Raw genomic sequence first — 21,998 nt, 5'->3', positions numbered from 1 at the left:
GCTATGTGCGCAGGCTCACCGCGTCCCGGAGTTCGGTGGGGTCACGGTCCAGCGTCTCCAGGGTCCACTGACGACCGCCCTCGCCACATAGCTCTCGAGCCAGGGTCCAGTTCGCAGGGAGGTGGGCGAACGGTCGCACGCACCTTGTGCGATCCGTGCGACCGCGTGGCACTCATGCGCGGACTAGGAGCTTCGCCGACGCATGAAGGAAACCGCCCTCGCCGTGTTCTGGTCGACCGGGCGACCGGGAAAATCAACTTCTCCCTTGACCACCTCGGACGTGCCGCTTGTGCCAGTTGTCACGCCAGCCGAGAAGGCGACCGCGAGAATCTCGGCCAGCATGCTGTTGGTACCGGCTTCCGGGAACGGCAGGATCGCCTGAAACGCGTCGCGCTCAAAGGGTTTCAGCCAGTCTCGATCTGCAGTCACGGTCAGCCAGTCCCCGTCGGACTGGATGCGGATGTTCTCCGCACCCAGGATCAGAGCCTCGGTGGCGATCATTCCCGCAAGCTCGACAGCGTCGTAGGTGCCCGAGCGGAAGAACTTGCCCTCATTCCTGCGCAGGTAACCCATCACGTCGAGCTCGGCAATGTCGTCAGGGCCGTATGTCAATTTCGCCATCCCGCCTGAGCTTATTGAAGAGATTGAAGGCAGATGCGGGGATATGGAACTCGTAGCCTTCGAATTTTGGCGACTTGGGAGATTCGGGAATCTTCCGAGTCGCTGCCCCTGCCTCCTCCAGCTTACTCATCGCACTGTCCGTGATCTTGACCTTGATGATTCCAGGCCCCTTCCCCTTCCGAATGGCGAAGAATTCCGCATCGGCGTAATGGGTGGCGATGAAGAAGCCCCCCGGTCCATCCGTGTGACCTGCAGCAGCCGCAGTCGCGTCCAAGCCCTTGTTGAGGATATCGACCAACGACTGCACGTCGGATCCGTGGTAGAACAAGCCGCCACTAGTGGGCTTACCCGGCAGCCCTTCGGATCCCAGGACCGATGTCTCGGACTCATACGCCTCTCGGCGCCATCCGCTCAGGCCGCCGATGCCGGTTACCGCCAGTTGCTGGGCGAGTTCGTCCGCCGCAGCCTCATACTGGTCGGCGAGTGCGTCGCAGCCTTGTTGGCGGAGCATGTCCGCGGTGCGGTAGAGGCGGTAGGCGGGGCGGACGGGGAGGTATTTGTCGAGGAAGGCTCCGGCGCCGCCGTTGGCTCCGGTGAGGGCGTCGTGGGCGTCGTTCAGGAAATCGAAGGGTGCCTTCAGGCCCTGCAGGAAGCCGTCGCCGAAGATCTTCAGGCCTTCGCCGAGGCTGTCGACCTTGCCGTTGCCGTTGTCGCCAGGGACGGGTGTCCGGCCGCTGGGGTCGGTGTAGAGGGTGGGTGCGTCGTTGGCGTAGGCGTAGGCCGAGGTGTAGGCGTTGTTGTGGTCGGGGGCGGCGGGGTCGGGGCGGTTGAAGCGGCCTGTTGTGGTGGTGTACTGGCGGGCGTGGAGGTCGAGGTTGCCGGTGGTGGTCTCGTAGCGGGCGCCGGTGTAGGCCGGGGTGCTGGCGGGGGCGCCGCTGGTGACGGTGTTGAGGGTGCGGGTGCCGTAGGGGTCGTAGGTCCAGCGCTGGTAGAGGGTGCCGGTGCTGCCGGTGACGTCGACCGGGGAGCCCTGGGTGTCGTGGTGGTAGTAGAAGAGCGCGCCCGACGTGGTCTCGGTGGCGGCGGGCTGGCCCAGGGGGTCGTAACGGTAGGACTGCTTGATCGCTCCGGTGCTGTCGTACTCGGTGGCCAGCTGCGGGGTCGAGGCGTTGAGGTCCCAGTCGGGGCGGCCCTGGACGGTGCCTGATTTGCTGGTGGTGAGTTGGTTGCCGCCGCCGTCGTGGGTGTAGGTGTAGTTGGTGCCGGCGATGGTGGCGGCGGAGATCTGTCCGGCGAGGTCGTAGGTGTAGGTGTTGGCGCCGGCCTTGGTCTGGTTGCCCTCGCCGTCATAGGAGTAGGCGGTGGTGGTGGAGCCGGTGGTGGTGGACATCAGCTCATCGGCGTCGTCGTAGCCGTAGCTGGTACTGGTCGTGCCGAGCGTCGAGGTGAGACGGTTGCCGACCTCGTCGTAGGTGTAGGTGGTGGCGCGGGCGGCCGGGCAGCCCACGTCGGTGGGTTGCGGGGCGCAGCCGGAGGTCAGGCGGCCGGCGTCGTCGTAGGTCAGGTCCCAGCCGCCGGTGCCGACGCCCGCGCGCGAGATGTTCACGTGGTTCGGGAGGCCGCCAGGGGACAGACTGAGGGAGGTGCTGGTGACGGTGGCGCCGGCTTTGGCGGAGGTGACCCCGGTCAGGTGTCCGCCGTAGTCGTAGGCGCGGGTCTCGGTCTCTGTGTTGGGCAGGGTGGTGGTGGTGAGGTTGCCCGCCGGGTCGTAGGCGTAGCTGGTGGTCTTGGAGTCGGCCGTCATGGTCTTGGTGCGGCCGTCGTCGTCGTAGGTGTAGCCGATGGTGTTTCCGTCGCCGAGGGTGCGGCTGAGCATGTGGCCGGCGGCGTCGTAGGCGTAGGAGAAGCCGCGGTTCTTGGTGAGCCGGCCGACGAAGTTGTAGCCGAAGTCCTCGGTGAGGGAGCTGTTGACGCGGGAGGTGAGCCGGCCGGCGGCGTCGTAGCCGTAGCTGACGTCAGGGGTGGAGTCGGAGTAGTCGGTCTTGCTGAGCAGGTTGCGGGCGTCGTAGGTGAGAGTGGTGGTGCCGCGCGGGGTGGTTGTGCCGTTCTGGTTTCCGTCGGGGTCGTAGGAGTAGGTGGTCGTCCGGTTCAGCGGATCGGTGACCGAGTTGAGGCGGTGGTCGTCGTCATAGCCGTAGGCGTTGACGTGGTTGTTCGCGTCGGTGCGCGTCTTGAGGTCGCCGACCTCGTCGTACTCGTACAGCGTGGTGCCCTGGGCGATGGCGTCCAGCCGGTGCAGCCGGTCGAGGTCGTCGTAGTAGTAGGAAGCGGTGGCGCCGTCCGGGTCACGCTGCCATACGAGGTTCCCGTTCGCGTCGTAGGTGGTGTCGGTCTCGCCGGATATGTTCCAGACGGTCTTCGGGTTGCCGTTGGCGTCGTAGTCGTACCAGGTCGTGTAGTTGTCTGCTGTGGCACCGGCGACGTTACCGCGGGGTTCGGTGGTCGAGGCGAGGCGGCCGTCGGTGTCGTAGGTCCAGCTCTGCTTGTTGCCCAGCGGCGAGGTGGTGCTGAGCATGTTGCCGTCGGCGTCGTAGTCGTAGGTGGTGGTCTTGGTCAGCTGGTCGGTGGTGGTGTGGAGCCGGTTGTTCTTGTCGTAGGCCGAGATGACGGTCTTGGTGTACGGGTCGGTGACCTTCGTGACGTTGTCGTCGGCGTCGTACTCGTAGAGGGTCGACTTCTTCAGCGCGTCGGTGACCTTGACGGGCCGGTTCACGGCGTCGTACTCGGTGGTCACGTAGGCGCCGGTCGGGTCCGTGACCTTGGTGAGGTTGCCGGCGTCGTCGTACTCGTAACTCGTCGTGTAAAGCGCCGGGTTGGCGCCGGGCAGGTTGCCGCGTGCGGAGACGGTGCTGCTCAGCCGGCCGAGCTTGTCGTAGTTCCAGACAGTCTTGTTCTGGAGCGGGTCGGTCTCCGAGGTGACGTTGCCGTACGTGTCATAGGTCCGGATGATCGACTTTTTGAGCGCGTCCGTGGTCTTGGTGAGGTTGCCGGCGTCGTCGTACTCGTAGCGGGTGACGTTGTCCTGGTTGTCCTTGATGGACGTGAGCTGCTCGGCGCCGTTGTATTCGTAGCCGGTGGTGTGGCCCAGCGGGTCCGTGACGGATTTCAGCAGACCGCGTCCGTCGTAGGCGTAGTGGGTGGTGTACCAGTCCGGATGACCGCCGGCGACGTTGCCGCGCGGGCTGGTCATGGTCAGGACGCGGCCCGCGGCGTCGTAGGTGAAGGTGGTCTTCTCACCCAGCGGAGTGGTCACCGACGTCCGGTTGCCGGCGCTGTCGTAGTCGTACGTCGTCTGGTTCCCGCGCGGGGAGGTGACGGTGTGCAGGGCGCCCTGCGCCGTGTACGTGTACGACGTCGTGCCATTCAGCGGATCAGTGCTGGAGGTCAGCTGGTTGGACGCGTTGTAGCCGTACGACGTCGTGTAGGTGCGGCCGTCGGTGTGGCTCTTGACGTTGCCCGCGCTGTCGTAGGTCCAGCTCTCGGAGTAGCCGAGTGAGCTGGGTGCACTTCGGGAGAGCATGTGCCCGGCGCTGTCGTACGTCATCGACGTGGTGTTGCCGCGCTGGTCGGTGATGTCGACCGGGTGCAGCTTCTGGTCGTAGTCGTACGAGACGGTCTTGCCGTACGGGTCGATGCTCTCCAGCAGCACGTTGCCGGAGTACAAGTCGGTCCACACGCCCCCGTCGGGCGCGGTGGTGTACGACTCGCGACTGCTGTCGTCCGTGTCGTCCCAGGTGAAGTTGGTGGTCTTGTTGTTCTGGTCGGTCTGGGTCTTGATCCGCCCGTCCGGGTAGTACGTGTTGGAGACCGTGCCGCCCGCCGGGTCGGTGTACGAGGACAGCCTCTTGTCCCCGTAGTAGGCGTAGTGGGAGGTCCTGCCCGCCGGATCCGTGACCGAGGTCAGCAGGCCGCCGTCGTAGCCGTAGGAGACCGACGTGGTGTCGGGGAGGTCCATTTCGCTCAGCAGGCCGTCGGCGTTGAACGTGAAGCCGGTGGTGCGGCCCGCCGCGTCCTTGACCGAGGACAGCTTGCCGGAGCTGTAGGTCAGGGCCAGGCCCTGGCCGGCCTTGTCAACCACGGATGTCAGCTGACCGGAACCGCTGAACGTGCGTTTGGTCTGGTCCGGGGTGGTGAGTGTGTAGGTGCTACCGCTCTTGGCGAGCTTCGCCGTCGACGCAGCCGGTGTGGTGTACGTGCCGTCACTGGCCTGTGCGAAGACGAAGCTGGCCCCGTCGTCGGCCTGGTAGGTCACCGAGCCGGAGGAGACCGTCAGCTTCGAGTCGAACGGTGTCGCCCAGCCGGGGCCGAGCAGTCCGCTCGTGGCGGAGTCGGAGCGGTAGGTGCGGTCCAGTGACACCTGGGTGCCGACGCCGGTCATCTTCGCGTCGGTGAGCTGCTCGTAGAACATGCCGGTCGCCGTGTTGACCGGGTCGGCCCGGTGGGCCTGCCCGTAGCAGGAGCAGATGCCCGCCTGCGCGCCGGGAATGCCCGGTGTGTAGAAGGCCGTCACCAGCGGGGAGGTGGTCCCCCTCGGACTGTAGGTGCCGTCCGCGCCTGTCATGAAGATATAGGCGTAGTACTTCTTGCCGTCCTGGAGAAGACCGCCGAGTTTGTTGGATATCCACCAGAAGCACTGGTCGGCCGGGTGGGAGTCGGCCGGCCACCAGCCGTAGCACCAGGCGCCGTTGTCCGGGGTGTTGCCCACCGGATTGTCGGTGGCCTTCTTGACCTCGTGCTGGTAGACGTAGTTGCCGTTCTCGTCCAGGAGGTACAACCACAGCCCTGAGTACGAGGAGGCGGTGGTGCCGGCGGCGAACTGCAGATATCCGCCGATCGACAGGTAATCCGGATAGGCGATGGCGGTGGAGGACACCCAGGCCGGGTCGGCGGTGGTCGCGGCGGCGAGGGCCGACGCTCCGCTCCCGGCCGAGGGCTTGGCAGTGGGCCCCTGCTTCGGGAGCTTCTGCGGCCTGCTGTGCGGCTTCTGGGTCGGCTTCCCCAGACCCTTGCCGCGAGAATTCCGGAACTTTCCCATCGGCGACAGGTCGTCCCAGGACTGCTTCACCTGCTTGCGCCGCTCGACCAGCGTCATGGCCTTGGGCGGCTTGGGCAGGTCCGCGGCCGTCCGGACCTTGGCCGGAGCAACCGCGGACACGGCGGCGGGACGGGCCGGGAGAGCCCAGGCGGGAACCACGCCCGCGATGGCGATCAGAACCAGAGTCAGGACCACTATGAGTGGTCTTCGTGCCTGTGTGCGCACAGTGCATCCCTTGTGTGGCGACAGTGAACGTAGTGCAGGGATGATCCTTGATCGGCGCACACATGAACTAACTTACGGCTTACTTATATGGCTGAATCAAATAAACTTACCAAGCCCCCAACCGCGTAATCCCTGTTCAAGCACAGTACGCGAACTTGCCGCCCCCGTAGATGACTTGAATCCTTCGGTCGAGTTAAGTGAACGAGATGCCGAGATTCAATAAACAACAGGTGTTATTTCGGTTGCTTGATACTCCAAACCCATGCAGTGGCGGGAGGTCGGCGATGAGCGTCATGACGGCCGCCACTCCTGAGTTTCTTGCAAGCCTTGCCTCGGTCCTCGTTCTCGCTCTGCCCCGAAAGGCATTCACGACACTGAGCCGTTCCCAACCTCAGCGTGAGGCGTTGAGGTGAAGGGTGAGGACGGCTTGGACGAGTGCGGTGATACGGGTGGTGCTGCATCGGAGTTTGCGCAGGAGTCGCCAGGTCTTGAGGGCGGCCATGGCCTGTTCACCGAGCGCGAGGATCTTGGCGTGTGAGAGCTGTTGACGGCCTGCTGACCGGCGGACAGCTTCTCCCAGCGGCCACGGTAGGGAACCCGCACCGTACCGCCGGCTCCCTGACACGCCTTGCCGGCCCAGCAGGTGATGTCCGCCTGGGCCAGGGCGTCGATGATGCCGCGGGTGCGGGCGGTCGGCGGCGATGCGGTCGATCGGCAGCAGCGTCCCGTCGAGGACCACGAACGCCTTGCGCGCTGCAGCCCCGACGGCCGTGGCGAGGCCGGGCGCGAGAGCGGCCAGGATCTCGACGGCCTCGGCCACGTACCGGTGGACCGTGCTGGTTCCGACGCCGAAGCCGGCGGCGAGCTGGGCGTAGGTGTGTCCGCACCGCAGGTGGGTCAGAACCAGCAGGGCTTGGGTCTGCCGGGAGCCGACGCCATCGGGTACCGAGCTCACGTCGTCGGGCGGTCAGCAGATGAGACAGGAAGCGAAGGGCCGAGCTGGACAGACCGATCCCCGATGGGTAGACAAGCACATGAAGCTCCGGGCGGACAGGTTGATCTTGGTCGACAACCCATCTACCAGGAGCTTCACCTCTACCCGCACGCGGCCCGCACACCAACCCACGCCGTTATCAGCCAGGTTGGGAAAGGCTCACTGCGCCGACGGGCCGTTCCGGCTCGCAAGGACGAGGTCCACGATGAGGGACCCGTGGGGGAGTCTTGACCCGCTCTGCCTCTGAGCAGGTCTCGCCGCGCCGTAGAGATTCCAGGCCACAGCCGACCACGCTGCAGCCCATTCGTATCCCGAACCGCCGCGCGTACTTGTTGGACGAGGAGCTCGACAACATTGGCCTCCTGCCCGCCGGATGCACTGGGACAGAACAGGAGACCTTTGGCCTGTCCCAACCGCCGGACGGCGCAGAAAAGGACATGACAGTGAGACGAACAGGCAGGGACACCGTGCGAGACAAGCCATACCAGGGCTGGTCAGGCCCTGTCAGAGGACATCGGAAGCGCGAACCTACACGACACGTACGACTGTCTGGCCCCCGACAAGTTCCTCGATCGAGAAGAGCCAGGAGAACAAGGGCCGGGGCAACCCCATGGTGGTGGCCGTGGCGGTCAGGGCTTGAGCAGGGCCTTGATCGAGCGGCGCTCGTCCATCGCCTTGTAGCCCTCGGCGACCTGGTCCAGGGGCAGGGTCAGGTCGAAGACCTTGCCCGGGTTGATCCGGCCGGACAGGACCCGGTCGATCAGGTCGGGCAGGTACCGGCGGACGGGGGCGGGACCGCCGCGCAGGCCGACGTGGGAGAAGAACAGCTCCACGCCGTCGACCGCCACCTCGTGCGGGACGCCGACGAAGCCGACGTTGCCGCCGGGACGGGCCGAGTGCAGGGCCTGCCGCATGGACTCGGCGGTGCCGACGCACTCCAGGACGCTGTCGGCGCCGATACCGCCGGTCAGCTCCTTGATCCGGGCGACACCGTCCTCGCCGCGCTCGCTGACGATGTCGGTGGCGCCGAACTCCAGGGCCAGCTTCTGCCGGGCCTCGTGGCGGCTCATCGCGATGATCCGCTCGGCGCCGAGCTCCTTGGCGGCGATGACCCCGCACAGGCCGACCGCCCCGTCACCGACCACGACAGCCGTGGCGCCCGGCTTCACCTCGGCGGCGAGGGCGGCGTACCAGCCGGTGCCCATCACGTCGGAGACGGCCAGCAGGCTGGGCACGAGGTCGCCCGAGGGGTGCTCGTCGGTGGCGACCAGGGTGCCGTGGGCGTTGGGGATGCGGACGTAGTCGGCCTGGCAGGTGCTCATGAACTCCCGGTGCAGACAGCTCGACTGCCAGCCGTTGCGGCAGTTCACGCAGGTGTTGTCCGAGGTGGCGAAGGAACCGACCACGAACTGGCCCGGCCTGACGTGGGTGACCTCGGCGCCGACCTCCTCGACGATGCCGACGTACTCGTGTCCCATCGGGTGCGGGTCGCCGACGGGCTCCAGGCCGCGGTACGGCCACAGGTCCGAGCCGCAGACGCAGGTGGCGACCGTGCGGATGACCGCGTCGGTGGGCCGGCTGATCTCCGGGTCGTCCAGGGTCTCGAAGCGCACGTCGCCGGGGGCGTGGATGACTGCTCCGCGCATGATCGTGTTTCCTTCGCTGTGGGGGCCGGGATGCCGTGGCCGACGTCGGCCACGGCTGGTCACGATCGAGGCTCACACGGGTGGCCGGGCGCGAAAAGCGGAGGAATCCATCCGGGGAGGGAAACATCCTGGGAGGAAATCCTCCCCCCTTCCTCTCCCGTGATCGGTGTCATGCTGGGCGGCATGACCAGCAACGTCCCCCTCAACGAGCTGGGAGAGTTCCTCAGGAAGCGTCGCTCGGAGCTGAGCCCCCACGCGGTCGGGCTGCCCGAGACCGGCAGGCCCCGCCGGGTGGCCGGGCTGCGCCGTGAAGAGGTCGCCCAGCTCGCCGCCATCAGCACCGACTACTACACCCGCCTCGAACAGGGCCGCATGCAGGCGTCCGCACCCGTGCTCGACATCCTCGCCCGGGTGCTCCACCTCGACGACGACGAACGCGGCTACCTCTTCCAGCTCGCCGGCAGGACCACCACCCGCACCCGGCGGCGCGGTCGGCAGACGGTCCAGCCGCAGCTGCAGCGGGTGCTGGACGACCTGACCGCGACCCCGGCCATCGTGCAGGGCCGCCGCGGCGACGTCCTCGCCTGGAACGCCCTGGCCGCCGCGCTGGTCACCGACTTCTCCCGGCTCCCGGAGAGGCACCGCAACTACCCCCGCATCCAGTTCACCGACCCGGCCATGCGCACCCTCTACGCCGACTGGGAGAACTCCGCGAAGACCTCCGTGGCGCAGCTGCGCATGGAGGCCGCGAAATACCCGGAGGATCCCCGCCTGATCGAGCTGGTCGGTGAACTCTCCCTGCGGGACAAGCAGTTCGCCCAGTGGTGGGGCGACCATCGGGTCGCCGCCCGCACCGTGGGCACCAAGACCCTCAACCACCCGGTCGTCGGCGAACTCGTCCTGGACTGGGACACGCTGACCGCGAACACCGACCCCGACCAGCATCTCACCGTCTGGACCGCGGCCCCCGGCTCCGCCACCCACGACCGTCTGCGCATCCTCGCCTCCTGGGCGGCCGACCGGCACCTGCCCGCGTCGCAGCCGCCGAGCTGACGGCGCCGGGGCCGCCAGGTCCCGTCCCCATGCCCTGACCCGCACGAAGACCAAGGAATCGACCATGGAACTGCTGCCGAAGCCGCCGACCATGAAGCTGCCCGAGAAGTGGTTCACGGGCGACGCCTGGGCGGATGTGATCTACCGCGGCGAGGAGCCGTCCCGGGCCCGTGCCAACGCGGTGCGCTTCGCGCCCGGTGCCCGCACCGCCTGGCACTCCCACGGCCTGGGCCAGGCCCTGTACATCGTCGAGGGCATCGCCCTGATCCAGTCCCGTGGCGGGGACATCCTCGAAGCCCGTCCCGGTGACGTGGTCTGGACCCCGCCGGGCGAGGAGCACTGGCACGGCGCCGCCCCGGACCACTTCATGGTCCACATCGCACTGTGGGAGACCGACGAGGTCGACTGGCTCGACCATGTCACCGAGGCCGAGTACACCGGCCCCCGGCGCAGCGGCCGCGGCACCCGCAACGCCTGAGCCGGCGCTGCCGGACGCCGGCAGGTTCTGGTCGGCGGCCGAGGTCCGACACCGGAAAAGCCCGCCGCTGTGCAGCCCTTCGTGGACCCTGAGGCAAGCAGCCGGATGCCGCCGGGAAATTCCGGGAACTTCGCGGAACAATCCGGGATCCCGCCGGTGAAACGGTGTCCGGTCCACTGGGCGGAACAGAGGGCGACACGGGGCTGCCGGCCGGGCACGCTCTCCATGAGCAGGGCGATATCAGCACGGGAGTCGATATGCCCCGGCCGGGCCGTCCGACTCGAACCTGGAATTGGTTTCGAGGGCGGCCGTATGCCTCCGCTCTGCCGGATCCCTGATTCGGGGCGGGCTGTTGGAGTTCTCCGACCAAAATGACCTGGAGGTCGCGACGATGAAGATCCGAAGCAGGACGTCTGTCCTGGCGGGGGCGTTACTGGCCAGTGCCGGCATGATGGCCCTGGCGACCGGGGCAAGCGCCGCCACGCCGGCTGCGGACTCCACAGCGGTCACCTCGGCCCGCATTACGGCCGCCGCGGCCGCGAGCAGCTACCACACGATCAAGAACCTGGCGTACGGCCAATGTGTCGACGCGCCGGGCGGGGTACTCAACGTCAGACTTCAGCTGGCCGGCTGCAACGGTTCCAGTACCCAGAATTGGGCGTTCGTGTCGACCGGCGCGTCGAATACCTACTACCTGGTGAACCAGTCGAGTGGGTACTGCGCCGAAGTCAACAACGGCACCAGTATTCCGGGAGAAACCGTCGACGAATACTTCTGCGACGGGCTGGCGTCGGAGCAGTGGACGGAAACGGCCGTGATCGTCAACCAGGCGGCCGGTGTGAAGTTCACCCACGTCGGCACCACCATGTGTCTCGACACGGTGGGCGGCGCCGGCAGCCAGCTCATGCAGTGGAACTGCGACGACGCCCACCCGGCAGAGGCCCAGGTGTGGATCGTCGGCTGAGCGCGCCTCCGGCCAGGCGGCCGTAGACGGCGGGCAGACGCCCGACCGGTCGCTCAGTCGGTCTCCGGGAACGGCACGCCGCTGCCCCGTCGCCGTGCCGTGTCCCCGGACGCAGAGCGGTGCGGCGGTCGGGGGGCGAGGCCGAGAAGGGCGCCGGTGGGCATGGTCCCGTCACCCGGGTCCTGGCTCTGTTCGCTGTCTCCGGGGCAGGCGTATGCCTCCCGCCGCCGTCACGGCGAGCGCGCCGAGGAGTGCCAGGACCGCGGCGGGGACCAGGACGGCCCACGGGGCGCGTTCGGCGTAGGGCCGGTTCTCCGCCAGCAGCAGGCCCCACTCGGGGGACGGCGGCTGGGCGCCCAGGCCGAGGAAGCCGAGCGCGGCCAGGCTCAGGGCGATGCCGGGCAGCCGGAGCAGGGCGTGCCGGGCCACGGGCGGCAGGACCGCGGGGAGCAGTTCGTGCCGGAGCAGGTACCCGCGGCCGGCGCCGAGGGCCCGGGTCGCCGTCAGATGGAGGGTGGCACGTTCCTGCCGCAGCAGTGCCGAGGCGTGGGCGGCCAGCGGCGACCACGCCACCACGGTCACCGCCAGGGCGGGTGTCGAGGGGCCGCTGCCCGCGACGCCGGTGACGAGGAGGGCGGCCAGGGTGGGCGGTACGGCGTTGACGGTGTCGACCAGCGGTCCGGACAGCCGGGGCAGCAGCCCCAGCAGGACGCCGGTCAGCAGGGCGGCGGCGGTGACCGCGAGGGCGGTGCCGAGGGTGGTGAGCGCGCCGTGCGCGATCCGCGCCAGCAGGTCCCGGCCGAGCGGGTCGGTGCCGAACGGGTGGGCCCAGGAAGGGGCTTGGAGGCGGGCGGTGGTGTCGAGGGCGAGTGGGTCACGGGGCAGACCGAGCGCGATGACGGCGGCGAGCAGCAGGCCGTGGACGAGCGGTCCGACACGTCGTGCGGGCGCGGCGGGGCGGTGCAGCGAGTGCAGGGCGCCGTCGCGCAGCGCGGGCCCGGTCAGCCGGCGTACGCAGAGCCTGGCCAGTGCGGCCGCGACGGCCGCGAGGGCGACGAGGGCGAGGGTGCCGGTCTGCAGGACGGGCAGGTCCTGGGCGAGGGCGGCGCGCAGGGTGAGGCGGCCCAGGCCGGGGATGTCGTAGATCTGCTCGACGGCGACCGAGCCGCCGGTCAGGCCGACCACGAACAGGCCCAGATTGGGCAGGAGTCCGGGCACGCAGCGGCGCAGCGCCTGCCGGGCGATCGAGGCCGGTGCCACTCCGCGCGCGGCGGCCGCCAGCGCCCAGGGTTCGGCGAACGCGGCGGGCAGCAGGTCGTCCAGCATCCGGCCCAGGACCGCTCCGGCGGGCAGGCCGAGGGCGAGGCAGGGCAGGATCATCCACCGCGGGCCGTACCAGCCGAGCGCGGGCAGCCAACCCCACTGCACGCCGACGACCGAGGCCAGCACGGAGGCGACGAGGAACTCGGGCAGCGCGGCTGTCACCGCCGACCCGGTGCCGCCGGGGCCGCGGGCGCCGAGGCGGCGACGGGAGCCGAGCCACAGGGTGCGGGCGCATACGGCCGTGACAGTGACCAGGGCGACGGCTATGGCCCCGGTCATCAGCAGCAGGGATGTTCCCAGGGCCTGGGTCACAGCGGGCAGCACCTCGGTGTCGGACACCCAGGACCGGCCCGCGTCACCGCGCAGCAGGCCGCCGAGCCAGCGCCCGAGGAGTGCCGACGGCCCGTCGTCCAGGCCGAGTTGGTCGCGGATGGCGCGCAGGGTCCCAGGGGTCGGGGTCCGTTCGGCCGAGCGGGCCTTGAGCACGGTGAGCGCGGGGTCGGTGCGGGAGAGCCAGGGCAGCAGGCCGACGGCGGCGACGAGGGCGGCCGTGAGCAGGGCCCGCCACAGGAGGGTGGGGCCGCCGCCCCGCGCGAGCGTGCGCAGGGCGACGGAAATCCTGGCCAAGGGCTTCAGCGCCGGGTCCCGGTGCCGACGAACTCCCGCTCGTAGGGGTCGAGTACGGCACCCTTGACGGACCTGCCGATGCCGGTGACGACCTTGAGGTGGACGAGGGGGATCACCGCGTCGGTGCGGAGGATCGCGGCCTCCGCCTTCATCGCCGCGTCCTGCCGCTCGGCGGGATCGGACTTCGTCCCGGCGGCGGCCACCAGCGCGTCGACGCCCTTGTCGCACAGGAACGACAGGTTGTAGGAGCCGTCGCAGGTGTAGTCGCCGGCCAGGACGGTGACCGGGTCGCCGGTGTCCAGCATCATGTTGCGGGAGGCGACGGTGGCGTCGAACTTCCCTGCCAGCAGGTCGCCTTCGAGCCGGGCGTAGGTCCGTACCTCCAGCCTCACCGTGAAGCCGGCCTGCTCCAGCTGCTGTTGGAGCACCTGGGCGGTCTCCGGCAGCTCGGGCCGGTCGCTGTAGGTGGCGACCGTGATGCTCCTGCCCTCGGCGTCGGTGGCCGCCGCCCGGCCGGCGGGCACCGTCCTCCTGCCCGCCGCCCAGGTCAAGGCCTGGCCGAACAGCCCCTGGGCGGGCTCGGCGTAGCCCTCGTACACACCCTTGACGACCGCGGTGGTGTCGATCGCCTCCCGCGCGGCGGTGCGCAGGCCCGCGTCCTTGAACACGCCCTTGCGGGTGTTGAGGTAAAGGCTGGTGTTCCGGGCGGTGTTGACCTCGTGGGCGGTGCCCTTGTCCAGAGCGGCGACCTGGGCGACGGGGATCGCCTCGGCGATGTCCACGTCACCGGTGCGCAGGGCGTTGGCACGGGCGGTGCCGTCGGAGACGTACTTCGCGTCGATCCCGGACGCCTGGGCGCGTCCGCCCCAGTAGTCGTCGAAGCGGTCCAGGGCGGCGGCCGTGTCACCGGTGATCCTGGTGAGTTCGAAGGGGCCGGTGGCGGTGCCGACCGGGTTCACCTTGCCGTTCTTTCCGTATGCCGTCGGGGAGAACACCGCCAGACCGGGGTTGCTCAGCCGCAGCGGCAGCACCGGGTCGGCGACGGTGGTGGCGACCCTGACCCGGTCCGCGCCGACGGCGGCCGCGGTGAGCCTCACCCCGGAGAGGGCGGCGGGGGCGGGCTCGGCCCCGGCGGCACGGGTGAGCGCGACGGCGACGGCCTCGGCGGTGACCTCGGTGCCGTCCTGGAACCTGGCGTCCCGCAGCGTGAACAGCCAGCTCCTGCCGCCCTGTTCGCTGCTCCAGGAGGTGGCGAGCGCGGGTACGGCGGTGCCGTTGGCGTCCAGCCGGGTCAGGCCCTCGACGACGCCCAGCCGGGACAGGTCGATGGCGTCCTGGCCGTAGGGGGAGTAGTTCTCGGCGGGCGGGAAGGCGAGCGCCACCCGCAGCCGGGCGCCGTCACCGGCACCGGAGGAGTCCGAGGACGAGTCGCCGCCGGAGGCGGAGAAACAGCCGGTGAGCAGCGGTGCGAGCAGCAGACCGGCCGTCAGCCGAAGGCGGGGAGATCTCATGGTCCTCGTTCTGTCGTTCAGGGCCCTTCCCAGGGCCGGGCGTCTCGGCGGACATCGATCCGCATCATATGAACATGATTTTCATTTAAGCAAGGGGGTGAGGGGGATCTCGAAGTGCACGACGCCGCTGCCGCCGTCCGGCAGTTCCTCCCGCTCGTCGCAGACGACCTCGCCGAGCGTCCGCCACAGCCCCATCGCCCCGGGCGAGTGCGGGTAGGCGTGCAGATACGCGGCCCGGTAACCGCCGTCCGTCCGGGCGAAGTCCAGCAACCCGTCCACCAGTCGCCGGGCCAGCCCGCGCCGCCGGTGCTCCGGGCGCACGTACACCCGCCGCAACTGGGCGGTCGTGCCCGACGGATAGCGCTCGGCCAGCCATCTGGGGTTCGGCGGATGAGCGGGGCCCCGCGCGTCCAGCGCCGCCGTGGCGGCCACCGTCCCGTCCGTCTCGTCCACCGCGACCAGCAGCGTGTGCCGGGGCGGGGTCAGGTAGAAGGACTCCGGATCGACGATGTCCGCGTGCCAGCGCGGCACGTAGCCGGTCCCGAAGTCCCGGTGGACGGTGTCGAGCATGACGGCCCGCGCCTGGTCGAGGTGGGCCGCACCGGCCGTTCTGATGCGATACTCAAGCACTTGCAAATGATACGCAATAGTTTGGGAGTGCGTCGGCCGGCGTGTCGCTCAGTCGCGGGGCCGGGCGTGCGGGAACCGGTGGAGGGAGGCCGTCAGGCCGGCCACGAAGGCGTCCCGGACCGGTCGGGGACCAGGTCGAGGGACAGGCAGGGGCTGAGGTCCTCCAACTCGACCAGGAGCAGTTCGATCCGGTCACGGAGAGGAGGCTGGGGCGGACGGACGCGGCGCGTCTCCTGTTCGGCGGCCGCCAGCGTAGACGCGTGCACGAGGCACGGCCGGGGCGGGCCGTGCCCCCCCGCGCGATCACCGGCCCCGCCCGCCGCCCTGGGCGACGAAGAACGCCGCCGCCACGCCCCGGGATCGCTCACTCCGCGTGGCGATGCGCCGTACCCGCTCAGCGGGCGGTGGCGAAGTCCTGGGTCCAGTAGTCGCCGGGCTCCGCGAGACCGACGCCGATCTCCTTGAACGCGCAGTTGAGGATGTTGGCCTTGTGACCGGGGCTGGCCATCCAGCCCGCCATGACCTGCTCGGGAGTGGCGTAACCGTAGGCCACGTTCTCGCCGTAGGCGCTCCAGGCGTACCCGGCGCCGGTGATGCGGTCTCCGGGGGAGGAGCCGTCGGACCCGGAGTGCGACATGTTCTGGTGAAGCGCCATGTCCTCACTGTGTGCCTGTGCGACCTTGGACAGGGTCGTGTTCAGGGTCAGGGCCGAACAGCCGACCTTGCCGCGCTCGGCATTGACGAGTTCCACGATCCGGGCCACGACTCCGGAGGCCGTGGCGGTGGGCTTCGGGGTGCTCGACGGCCTGGGGGCCGCGGAAGCGGTGGCGGTCGTGGTCCGGGTGCTGGGCGCCGCGGTGGCGCTGGGCTTGGGAGCGGTGGTCCGTGCGGTGTGCCGAGACGCCGTGGCCTTCGGCTTCGGCGCGGTGGTCCTCGCGGCGCTCGCAGGGGCGTGAGGAGTCTTCGTGGCGCTCGCGGACGGGCTCGGAGTGCTGGTGGCGCCGGCGGACGCGCTCGGGGACCTCGTGGCGCCCGGCGCCGCCGATGCCGTCCACGAGGGCCGGCCGGTCCGGTCGGCGTTCCAGGGGCGGCCCCAACTCGCGTCGTTCCACCACTCCTTCTGGTTCCACGAACTCTTCGTCGCGCTGTTCTCGGCGCTGTCGGACCGGCGTCCGCCGCTGTCGGGCCAGTTGGTACAGGCCATGGCGGCGGACGGTATGCCCACGGTGCCCACGGCGACGGCAGCGATGACCATCCGCCGGTACTGCGTGTTCTTGCGATGTCTACCCATGCGTAACCCGCTCCTGAGCTGCGGCGGCGTCCTGCGGCTCGTCATTCTTAGGAAGCCTTCACAAGGAGCGCAACGGGCCGCGGTACTAGCTCGCCTAGTAGGCTCGGCCGGCCTTTGTCATGTGCGCGGAGCCCGCTGGTCCGGGCTCCGGGGCGCCGAAAAATCCTGTCGACCCGTCAGAATCCCTGTGTGCGCGCAGAACGGATGAAGGTGGCTCGCGGGCGAAAAGCCGTGAATCCGGATGCGACGCATGCGAGCCCCAAGTCGGGCAAATCTCTCATGTCGCTTGAGTGGTCTCTACTATCGGGTACGGCGAGGTCCCGGATCCGCTGTGACGGATGTCACGGAACCATGCATTCCGGTTCCGGCCCGGCCTGGATGCCGGGGACCTCGCGCGCCAGGCACGTCCGAGAACACGGAACTCCGCCGCCGGCCGGTGCGGCAACGGCGCTCGTCCGGCCGCGAGTTCGGATTTCCCGGCAGAGGCTGCCCGATCACGACGACACGCCGTCACCCTGCTCGATGTCCAGATGGATCGGCCCCCGGAGGACGGGACTGCGCCGGTACGGCGGCGGGTCGGCGACCAGCCGGGGGTGGTCGAGGCGTCGTACCAGCTCGCCCAGGGCGATCTGGGTCTCCCGGCGGGCCAGCGGGGCGCCGAAGCACAGGTGTGTGCCGCTGCCGAACCCCAGGTGCGCGTTGTCACGCCGGTCCGGGTCGAAGCGGTCCGGATCGCGGAAGCGCTTCGGATCGCGGCTTCCGGAGGCGAGCATCAGCATGATCTGCGAGCCCTTGGGGATGACGGTGTCGGCGACGGTGATGTCGCTGTACGCGGCCCGCCAGGGAATGACGTGCACGGGCGGCTCGTAGCGCAGCAGTTCCTCGACCAGCAGGACGACCAGTTCGGGTTCGCCGCGCAGCCGTTCCAGGATCTGAGGGTGCCGCAGCAGCGTCAGCATCCCGTTGGCGATGAGGTTGGCGGTGGTCTCGTGACCGGCGACAAGGAGCAGTCTGGCGGTGGCGACGATGTCGGCGTCGGTCATCCGGCCGTCGGGCCCGTCGTCGTCGGCCAGCCGTGACAGCAGGCCGTGTCCCGGCCGGCCGTGGCGCTGTGCCACCAGCTCGCCCAGGCACCGGCGCAGGTCCTCGCGGGCCCGCACGCCCCTGTCCCGTCTCTCCTTCGGGTCGGTGGCGGGGTCGTAGTCGACCGAGTCCATGATGTCGTGCACCCAGCGGTGGAACCTCGGCTCGTCCTCGCGTGGCACGCCGAGCACGTGGCAGGTGACGGCCAAGGAGAGCGGGAGGGCGAGATCGTCGACGACGTCGATCCGCTCCTGGTCCGCGAAACCGTCGACCAGCCCCCCGACGGTGGCGGTCAGGAAGCCTTCGAGCCCGTTCACCAGCCCAGGGGTGTGCGGGGGGCCGAAGGGCCGCATCGCCATCCGCCGCAGCCGGTCGTGCTCGGGCGGGTCCATGTGGATGAACGACGAAGGGGCTTCGTCCGACGGCATCGGACCCGACAGGTTGCGTACGTCGGAACTCAGACGCGGGTCGTTCAGCACGTCCGTGATCTCGCGGTGGGTGCTGATGACGTAGCTGCCGTCCTCCTGCCGGGCCACCGGCGTCTCGCGCAGTTCGGCGTAGAGCGGGTAGGGGTCGGCTCGGGCGGAGCGGTCGTAGACCCGTCGCAGTGTGCCGGGGGTTCCGCTCGCGGTGGTCGGGCATTCCTGCGGCGGATGCGGCGGATGCGGCGGATGCGGCGGATGCGGCGGATGCGGCGGATGCGGCGGATGCGGCGGATGTGGCGGATGTGGCCGATGCCGGTGCACGGTCGGGACACGGCGGCGTTCGCCCGGATCGTGGCCTGTGGCGTCCGGCTCGGACCGGGCGGGGCCGGGGAAGCCGGCGGGCACCGGGTGCTGGTCCGCGGGCCGGTCGGGGGTGGGGCAGCGGGGCGGGAAGGGCGCGGCCGTCTCGATCAACCGCCGGTAGTGGTTCAGCGACCTGCCGTTGTCGAAGCTGACGGCAGCGGTGACCCGGCCCCGGAAGCCGTACGCGGCGACGAAGCGGTGGTCGGCGACCGATCCCTGGGTGACGACCACCTGGTCGGCGAAGGCCGGCACGCCGACGGACTTGATGTTGACGCCGAACTGGATCGACCAGAACAGCGGGACGGACAGGTGGGGCCGTTGCCCGGCCTCGGCGCTGACCATGTTGTGCGCCGCGACCTCGGCCTGCGCCACGGCGTTCGCCCAGTGCTCCAGCGCGACGAGCCGGTGCCCGTCGACGGGGTCCGGGCAGCGGGCCACGTCCCCCGCGGCGAAGACGTCACCGGTGACCTGGCCGTTGGTGTCCAGGGCGCGGCAGCCCGTGTCGCAGGTGACTCCCCACTCGCCCGCCGCCAGACCCGAACCCCGCAGCCACTCGGTGTTGCGGATGCTCCCGAGCGCCACCACCGCCACCTCGGCGTCGACCGTGGAGCCGTCGTCGAGACGAGCACGGCGGAACCGTCCCCGCGCGTCGCCCTCCAGCCGGACGACCTGGACACCGCACCGCAGGTCCACGCCATGAGCGCGCTGCAGGTCGGCCGCGACCTCGCCGATCACGGTTCCGAGCGCCCCGGCCAGCGGGGCGGACGCGAGTTCGGCGACCGTCACCGGGATGCCCCGCTCCCGGCAGACGGAGGCGATCTCGCAGCCGGTGAACCCCGCACCGACGACCAGTACCCGGGACGGCCCGGTGGCGAGGGCCCGCCGCAGGCCTTCGGCGTGCTCGCGCGTCCGCACGACGAAGACTCCGGCCAGGGCCGCCTCGGACTCGACGAACCACGGCCGGGCCCGTACCCCGGTGGCGATCAGCAGCCGGTCGAAGGGGATCTCGCGGCCGTCGGCGAGACGCACGTGGTGGGTGGCCAGGTCCAGCCCGTCGGCGGGCACGCCCAGCAGCCACTCCGCGTCGACGGCGCGACGCCGGGGCAACGTGGTGGCGTCGGCGGGCACCCACCCCGTCAGCACCTGCTTGGACAGCGGTGGACGGTCGTAGGGCTCGCACGGCTCGTCACCGACGATGGTCAACGATCCCGTGAACCCCTCGTCGCGCAGTGACTCCGCGGCCCGCAGCCCCGCCAGCGAGGCGCCCACCACCACGATGCGGCCGGCGCGCCTGAACGCCCGCGGACGAGCGGCGCCGGTCATGGTGTCGACGTCCCCGGGCGGTGTCGGGCGTCGTCGCGGTTTGGATGCCACATGGGCGCTTCCTCACCGTGCATCCGGAACGGAACTCCGTCACGCCGGAAAGTGTGGGGCACGGTGTGCCGGAACATCCTCAGAGAATCAGCCTAACAGCGGCCTCGACGGCGGCGATTCCAGCGCTGATCGATCAGATGACCGCAGGTCGGAGACCCGGTCACGAGCGTGGCGGCCACCACCTGTCCCGGTGAGCCTCGCGGCCTCGCGCGCACCGCGGCGCTATCAAGGAGGGCATGGAATCGACCTGGACCGGTCATCGGGTACGCCTGCGCGCCGTCGAGCCCGACGACTGGACGGCGCTCATGGGCCTGGCCGCCGACGACGGGCGGCGCGGAAGCCGGCCGGAGCTGCCGCGGTCCGCCGAGAGCCACCGTGTCCGGGCGCGGGAGCAGGCCGTCGCCCGGGGCGATGACGACCGCTTCCGGCTGGCGGTGGAGGCGACGGCCACGGGGGTGCTGGTCGGCACGGTCGGCTCGCACCGCACCGGCCGTCGTTCAGGCTGGTTCGAGGTCGATGTCACGATCGGATCCGACCACCGGCGCAAGGGCTACGCGCTGGAAGCGGTGGCGCTGCTGCTGCGCTTCATGTTCGCCGAGCGGCGCTATCACAAATGCCTGGCAGCGGTCCTCGCCTCCAACGAGGCGTCGCTGGCGCTCTTCCGTCGGCTCGGCTTCACCGAGGAGGGGCGGTTGCGGGAGCACGTCTTCCTCGCCGGCCGGCACCACGACCTCGTCATGATGGGCATCCTCGCCGACGAGTTCGACCGGCGGCACACGACGGCCGGACCATGAGCCGGTGGAGAGCGGGACCGTCCTCAGCCGCGCACGGTGGCGCGCAGGCGCAGGCCGACCGTCGCGAGGCCTTCGAGGGTGGTGACCTGGTAGCAGGGGTCCGGTCCGGGCGGCTCGCTCAGCTGGTAGCGGTGGGCGGTCTGCGCGGTGAGGAGCGTCAGCATCGCCATGGCCAGCGCGGCTCCCTCGCACCCGTGCGGTCCGGTACCGAAGGCGAGGAAGACCCCGGGTTTCGCCGGCGAGCCCGTGTCATCGAGCCAGCGTTCGGGCAGGAACCGGTCCGGCTCGGCGTACTCCCGTGCGTCGCGGTGGGCGGTGTAGGGGCAGACGAGGACGGTGGACCCGGCGTCGACGGTGTAGTCGGCGAGCCGAGTCCGCCGCGGGGCGTCCCGGGTCAGCAGCCAGCTCGGGGGGTACAGCCGGAGCACCTCACTCACCAGTGCCTCGGTGTACGGGAGGCCCCTGAGGTGGGTGCGGGTCGTCGCGGCCGGGTCCGTGGGGAGCGCGGCGGCTTCGGCCGCGACGCGGGCGGCCGCCCCCGGGTGCCGGGCCAGGTGGAGCAGGATCCATCCGGCGGCCCGGGACGGGGTCTCGAAGGTGGCGACGGTGATTCCGGGGAGGGTGTCGAGGACGGCCTCCTCCGGCAGCAGACCGTAACGGGGGGAGGGGCGGAGCATCTGTCCCAGCAGGTCGTCACCGAGCCGGCCCGATGAGCGGCGCCGCCGTACGACGGCCCGCAGCGCGTCGGTGAAGGCGACCTGCTGCCGGGTGCGGAACCGCCGTGCCGGGGTGGGCATCCAGCGCGGCCATACCCACCGCGAGGGGCGTACGAGCACCTCCCGGGCGAGGAAGAGCTGTGCCGCATGGGGCAGCAGGGCCGGCGCGTCCTCGGAGAAGAGGTAGTGCACACCGATCTCCGCCAGGGCGTGCCGGACCGGCGGCAGGATCTCGACGTCCCGGCCCGTGGGCCACTGCTCGGCGAACCGCGCGGTCCGGGGCGCGATCTCACCGATCCGGTCCGCGACCGCCTGCGCGCGGAGTCCGTGCATCCGGGCCGCGTGCGCGTGCGCACGCTCCTCGGGCGCCGGTGCTCCGCTCGACCGCTTCAACGGCGGGAAGAGGGGAGCGGACGCCTTGGGGAAGTCCCGTGCGCGGTGCAGCACCTCTTCACACGGCGCGGCCGCGGCGGCTACGTAGACGCCCGACTCCAGCTGCCAGACGTCCCCGCACTCCTCGGCGCCGCGGCGGGCCACGCCGAGCCGGTCGCGACTCCAGGTCGCGTAGCCGCCTCCGGGCAACCGCGGCGGCTCATCATCTCGGCCCATGAATTCGTCCCTGGCTCCGGTACCCGTCCAGGCGATGCCGTCGGCAGCGCGGCCGGGAACGGGCGCCCGCCCCAGGGCGCCCGCCGGCTCGTGGGTTCAGTCCTGCTCGGCGCCGGCGTACGCGTCCCATTCGTGGGCGCCGTACGCACCGTAGTGGCGTGTGAAGGACAGCTTGC

15 protein-coding genes and 3 pseudogenes are annotated in these 21,998 nt (G+C 70.2%); 6 read left to right on the top strand and 12 right to left on the bottom strand.

Features of this window, described 5'->3' with window-relative positions; genetic code table 11:
* Window positions 1–183 precede the first annotated feature (183 nt).
* The 4 genes and pseudogenes from IEZ11_RS34775 to IEZ11_RS34760 form a co-directional block, all read right to left on the bottom strand.
* Complete coding sequence (locus IEZ11_RS34775) at window positions 184–621, bottom strand: hypothetical protein (protein ID WP_189266951.1); 438 nt, start codon at window positions 619–621, stop codon at window positions 184–186.
* Entirely contained in the window at window positions 596–5,773 is a 5,178-nt protein-coding gene (locus IEZ11_RS34770; RefSeq protein WP_189267059.1) for a DUF6531 domain-containing protein, read from the bottom strand. The genes IEZ11_RS34775 and IEZ11_RS34770 overlap by 26 nt, the downstream gene beginning before the upstream one ends.
* 559 nt (window positions 5,774–6,332) lie before the next feature.
* Window positions 6,333–6,975 (bottom strand): annotated as a pseudogene (locus IEZ11_RS34765) (helix-turn-helix domain-containing protein).
* 589 nt (window positions 6,976–7,564) lie between these two features.
* Window positions 7,565–8,581, bottom strand: coding sequence for a zinc-dependent alcohol dehydrogenase family protein (locus IEZ11_RS34760; RefSeq protein WP_189266950.1), 1,017 nt, complete (start codon window positions 8,579–8,581; stop codon window positions 7,565–7,567).
* A 171-nt stretch (window positions 8,582–8,752) separates the two neighbouring features.
* Here IEZ11_RS34760 and IEZ11_RS34755 point away from each other — a divergent pair, with 171 nt between their 5' ends.
* The 3 genes from IEZ11_RS34755 to IEZ11_RS34745 all read left to right on the top strand — a co-directional run bounded on the left by IEZ11_RS34755 (window position 8,753) and on the right by IEZ11_RS34745 (window position 11,076).
* Window positions 8,753–9,634 (top strand): helix-turn-helix domain-containing protein, encoded by an 882-nt coding sequence (locus IEZ11_RS34755; RefSeq protein WP_189267058.1) that lies wholly within the window; start codon window positions 8,753–8,755, stop codon window positions 9,632–9,634.
* 64 nt (window positions 9,635–9,698) lie between these two features.
* The gene (locus IEZ11_RS34750; RefSeq protein ID WP_189266949.1) at window positions 9,699–10,112 is read left to right on the top strand and encodes a (R)-mandelonitrile lyase; all 414 of its coding nucleotides are present in this window, start codon (window positions 9,699–9,701) and stop codon (window positions 10,110–10,112) included.
* A 352-nt stretch (window positions 10,113–10,464) separates the two neighbouring features.
* The gene (locus IEZ11_RS34745) at window positions 10,465–11,076 is read left to right on the top strand and encodes an RICIN domain-containing protein (protein ID WP_189266948.1); all 612 of its coding nucleotides are present in this window, start codon (window positions 10,465–10,467) and stop codon (window positions 11,074–11,076) included.
* A gap of 171 nt (window positions 11,077–11,247) precedes the next feature.
* On the opposite strand, the gene IEZ11_RS34740 is transcribed toward IEZ11_RS34745, so the two are convergent.
* The 5 genes from IEZ11_RS34740 to IEZ11_RS52285 all read right to left on the bottom strand — a co-directional run bounded on the left by IEZ11_RS34740 (window position 11,248) and on the right by IEZ11_RS52285 (window position 15,918).
* Window positions 11,248–13,017 carry an ABC transporter permease subunit gene (locus tag IEZ11_RS34740; protein ID WP_229713547.1) on the bottom strand — a complete coding sequence of 590 codons (1,770 nt, stop codon included), beginning with the start codon at window positions 13,015–13,017 and terminating at the stop codon, window positions 11,248–11,250.
* Window positions 13,018–13,031: 14 nt separating this feature from the next.
* On the bottom strand, window positions 13,032–14,537 hold the full coding sequence (locus IEZ11_RS34735; protein ID WP_189266947.1) for an ABC transporter substrate-binding protein: 1,506 nt from the start codon (window positions 14,535–14,537) through the stop codon (window positions 13,032–13,034).
* 81 nt (window positions 14,538–14,618) lie between these two features.
* Window positions 14,619–15,167, bottom strand: coding sequence for a GNAT family N-acetyltransferase (locus IEZ11_RS34730; protein ID WP_189266946.1), 549 nt, complete (start codon window positions 15,165–15,167; stop codon window positions 14,619–14,621).
* Window positions 15,168–15,259: 92 nt separating this feature from the next.
* Window positions 15,260–15,433 (bottom strand): hypothetical protein, encoded by a 174-nt coding sequence (locus IEZ11_RS34725; protein WP_189266945.1) that lies wholly within the window; start codon window positions 15,431–15,433, stop codon window positions 15,260–15,262.
* Window positions 15,434–15,561: 128 nt separating this feature from the next.
* Entirely contained in the window at window positions 15,562–15,918 is a 357-nt protein-coding gene (locus IEZ11_RS52285) for a CAP domain-containing protein (RefSeq protein WP_308426553.1), read from the bottom strand.
* On the opposite strand from IEZ11_RS52285, the gene IEZ11_RS52280 reads away from it, so the two are divergent.
* Both IEZ11_RS52280 and IEZ11_RS52275 read left to right on the top strand, forming a co-directional pair.
* Complete coding sequence (locus IEZ11_RS52280) at window positions 15,905–16,123, top strand: hypothetical protein (RefSeq protein WP_308426552.1); 219 nt, start codon at window positions 15,905–15,907, stop codon at window positions 16,121–16,123. The two genes, IEZ11_RS52285 and IEZ11_RS52280, sit on opposite strands and share 14 nt — an antisense overlap.
* A 9-nt stretch (window positions 16,124–16,132) precedes the next feature.
* A complete protein-coding gene (locus IEZ11_RS52275; RefSeq protein ID WP_308426551.1) occupies window positions 16,133–16,666 on the top strand; it encodes a hypothetical protein in 534 nt (177 codons plus the stop codon).
* Between the two features lie 286 nt (window positions 16,667–16,952).
* Here IEZ11_RS52275 and IEZ11_RS34715 read toward each other — a convergent pair.
* A pseudogene (locus IEZ11_RS34715) lies at window positions 16,953–17,927 on the bottom strand (cytochrome P450); the annotation flags it as partial.
* 351 nt (window positions 17,928–18,278) lie between these two features.
* Window positions 18,279–19,652: pseudogene (locus tag IEZ11_RS34710) on the bottom strand (NAD(P)/FAD-dependent oxidoreductase); the annotation flags it as partial.
* A gap of 287 nt (window positions 19,653–19,939) precedes the next feature.
* Here IEZ11_RS34710 and IEZ11_RS34705 point away from each other — a divergent pair.
* Window positions 19,940–20,497, top strand: coding sequence for a GNAT family N-acetyltransferase (locus tag IEZ11_RS34705; RefSeq protein ID WP_189266943.1), 558 nt, complete (start codon window positions 19,940–19,942; stop codon window positions 20,495–20,497).
* A gap of 23 nt (window positions 20,498–20,520) precedes the next feature.
* Here the strand turns inward: IEZ11_RS34705 and IEZ11_RS34700 are convergent, their stop codons facing one another.
* On the bottom strand, window positions 20,521–21,822 hold the full coding sequence (locus tag IEZ11_RS34700; RefSeq protein ID WP_229713535.1) for a cytochrome P450: 1,302 nt from the start codon (window positions 21,820–21,822) through the stop codon (window positions 20,521–20,523).
* Window positions 21,823–21,998: the final 176 nt, after the last annotated feature.

This window comes from Streptomyces fuscichromogenes, from assembly GCF_014645815.1.
GTDB classification, from domain to species: Bacteria; Actinomycetota; Actinomycetes; order Streptomycetales; family Streptomycetaceae; genus Streptomyces; species Streptomyces fuscichromogenes.
This window is presented reverse-complemented; position numbering and strand designations above follow the sequence as displayed.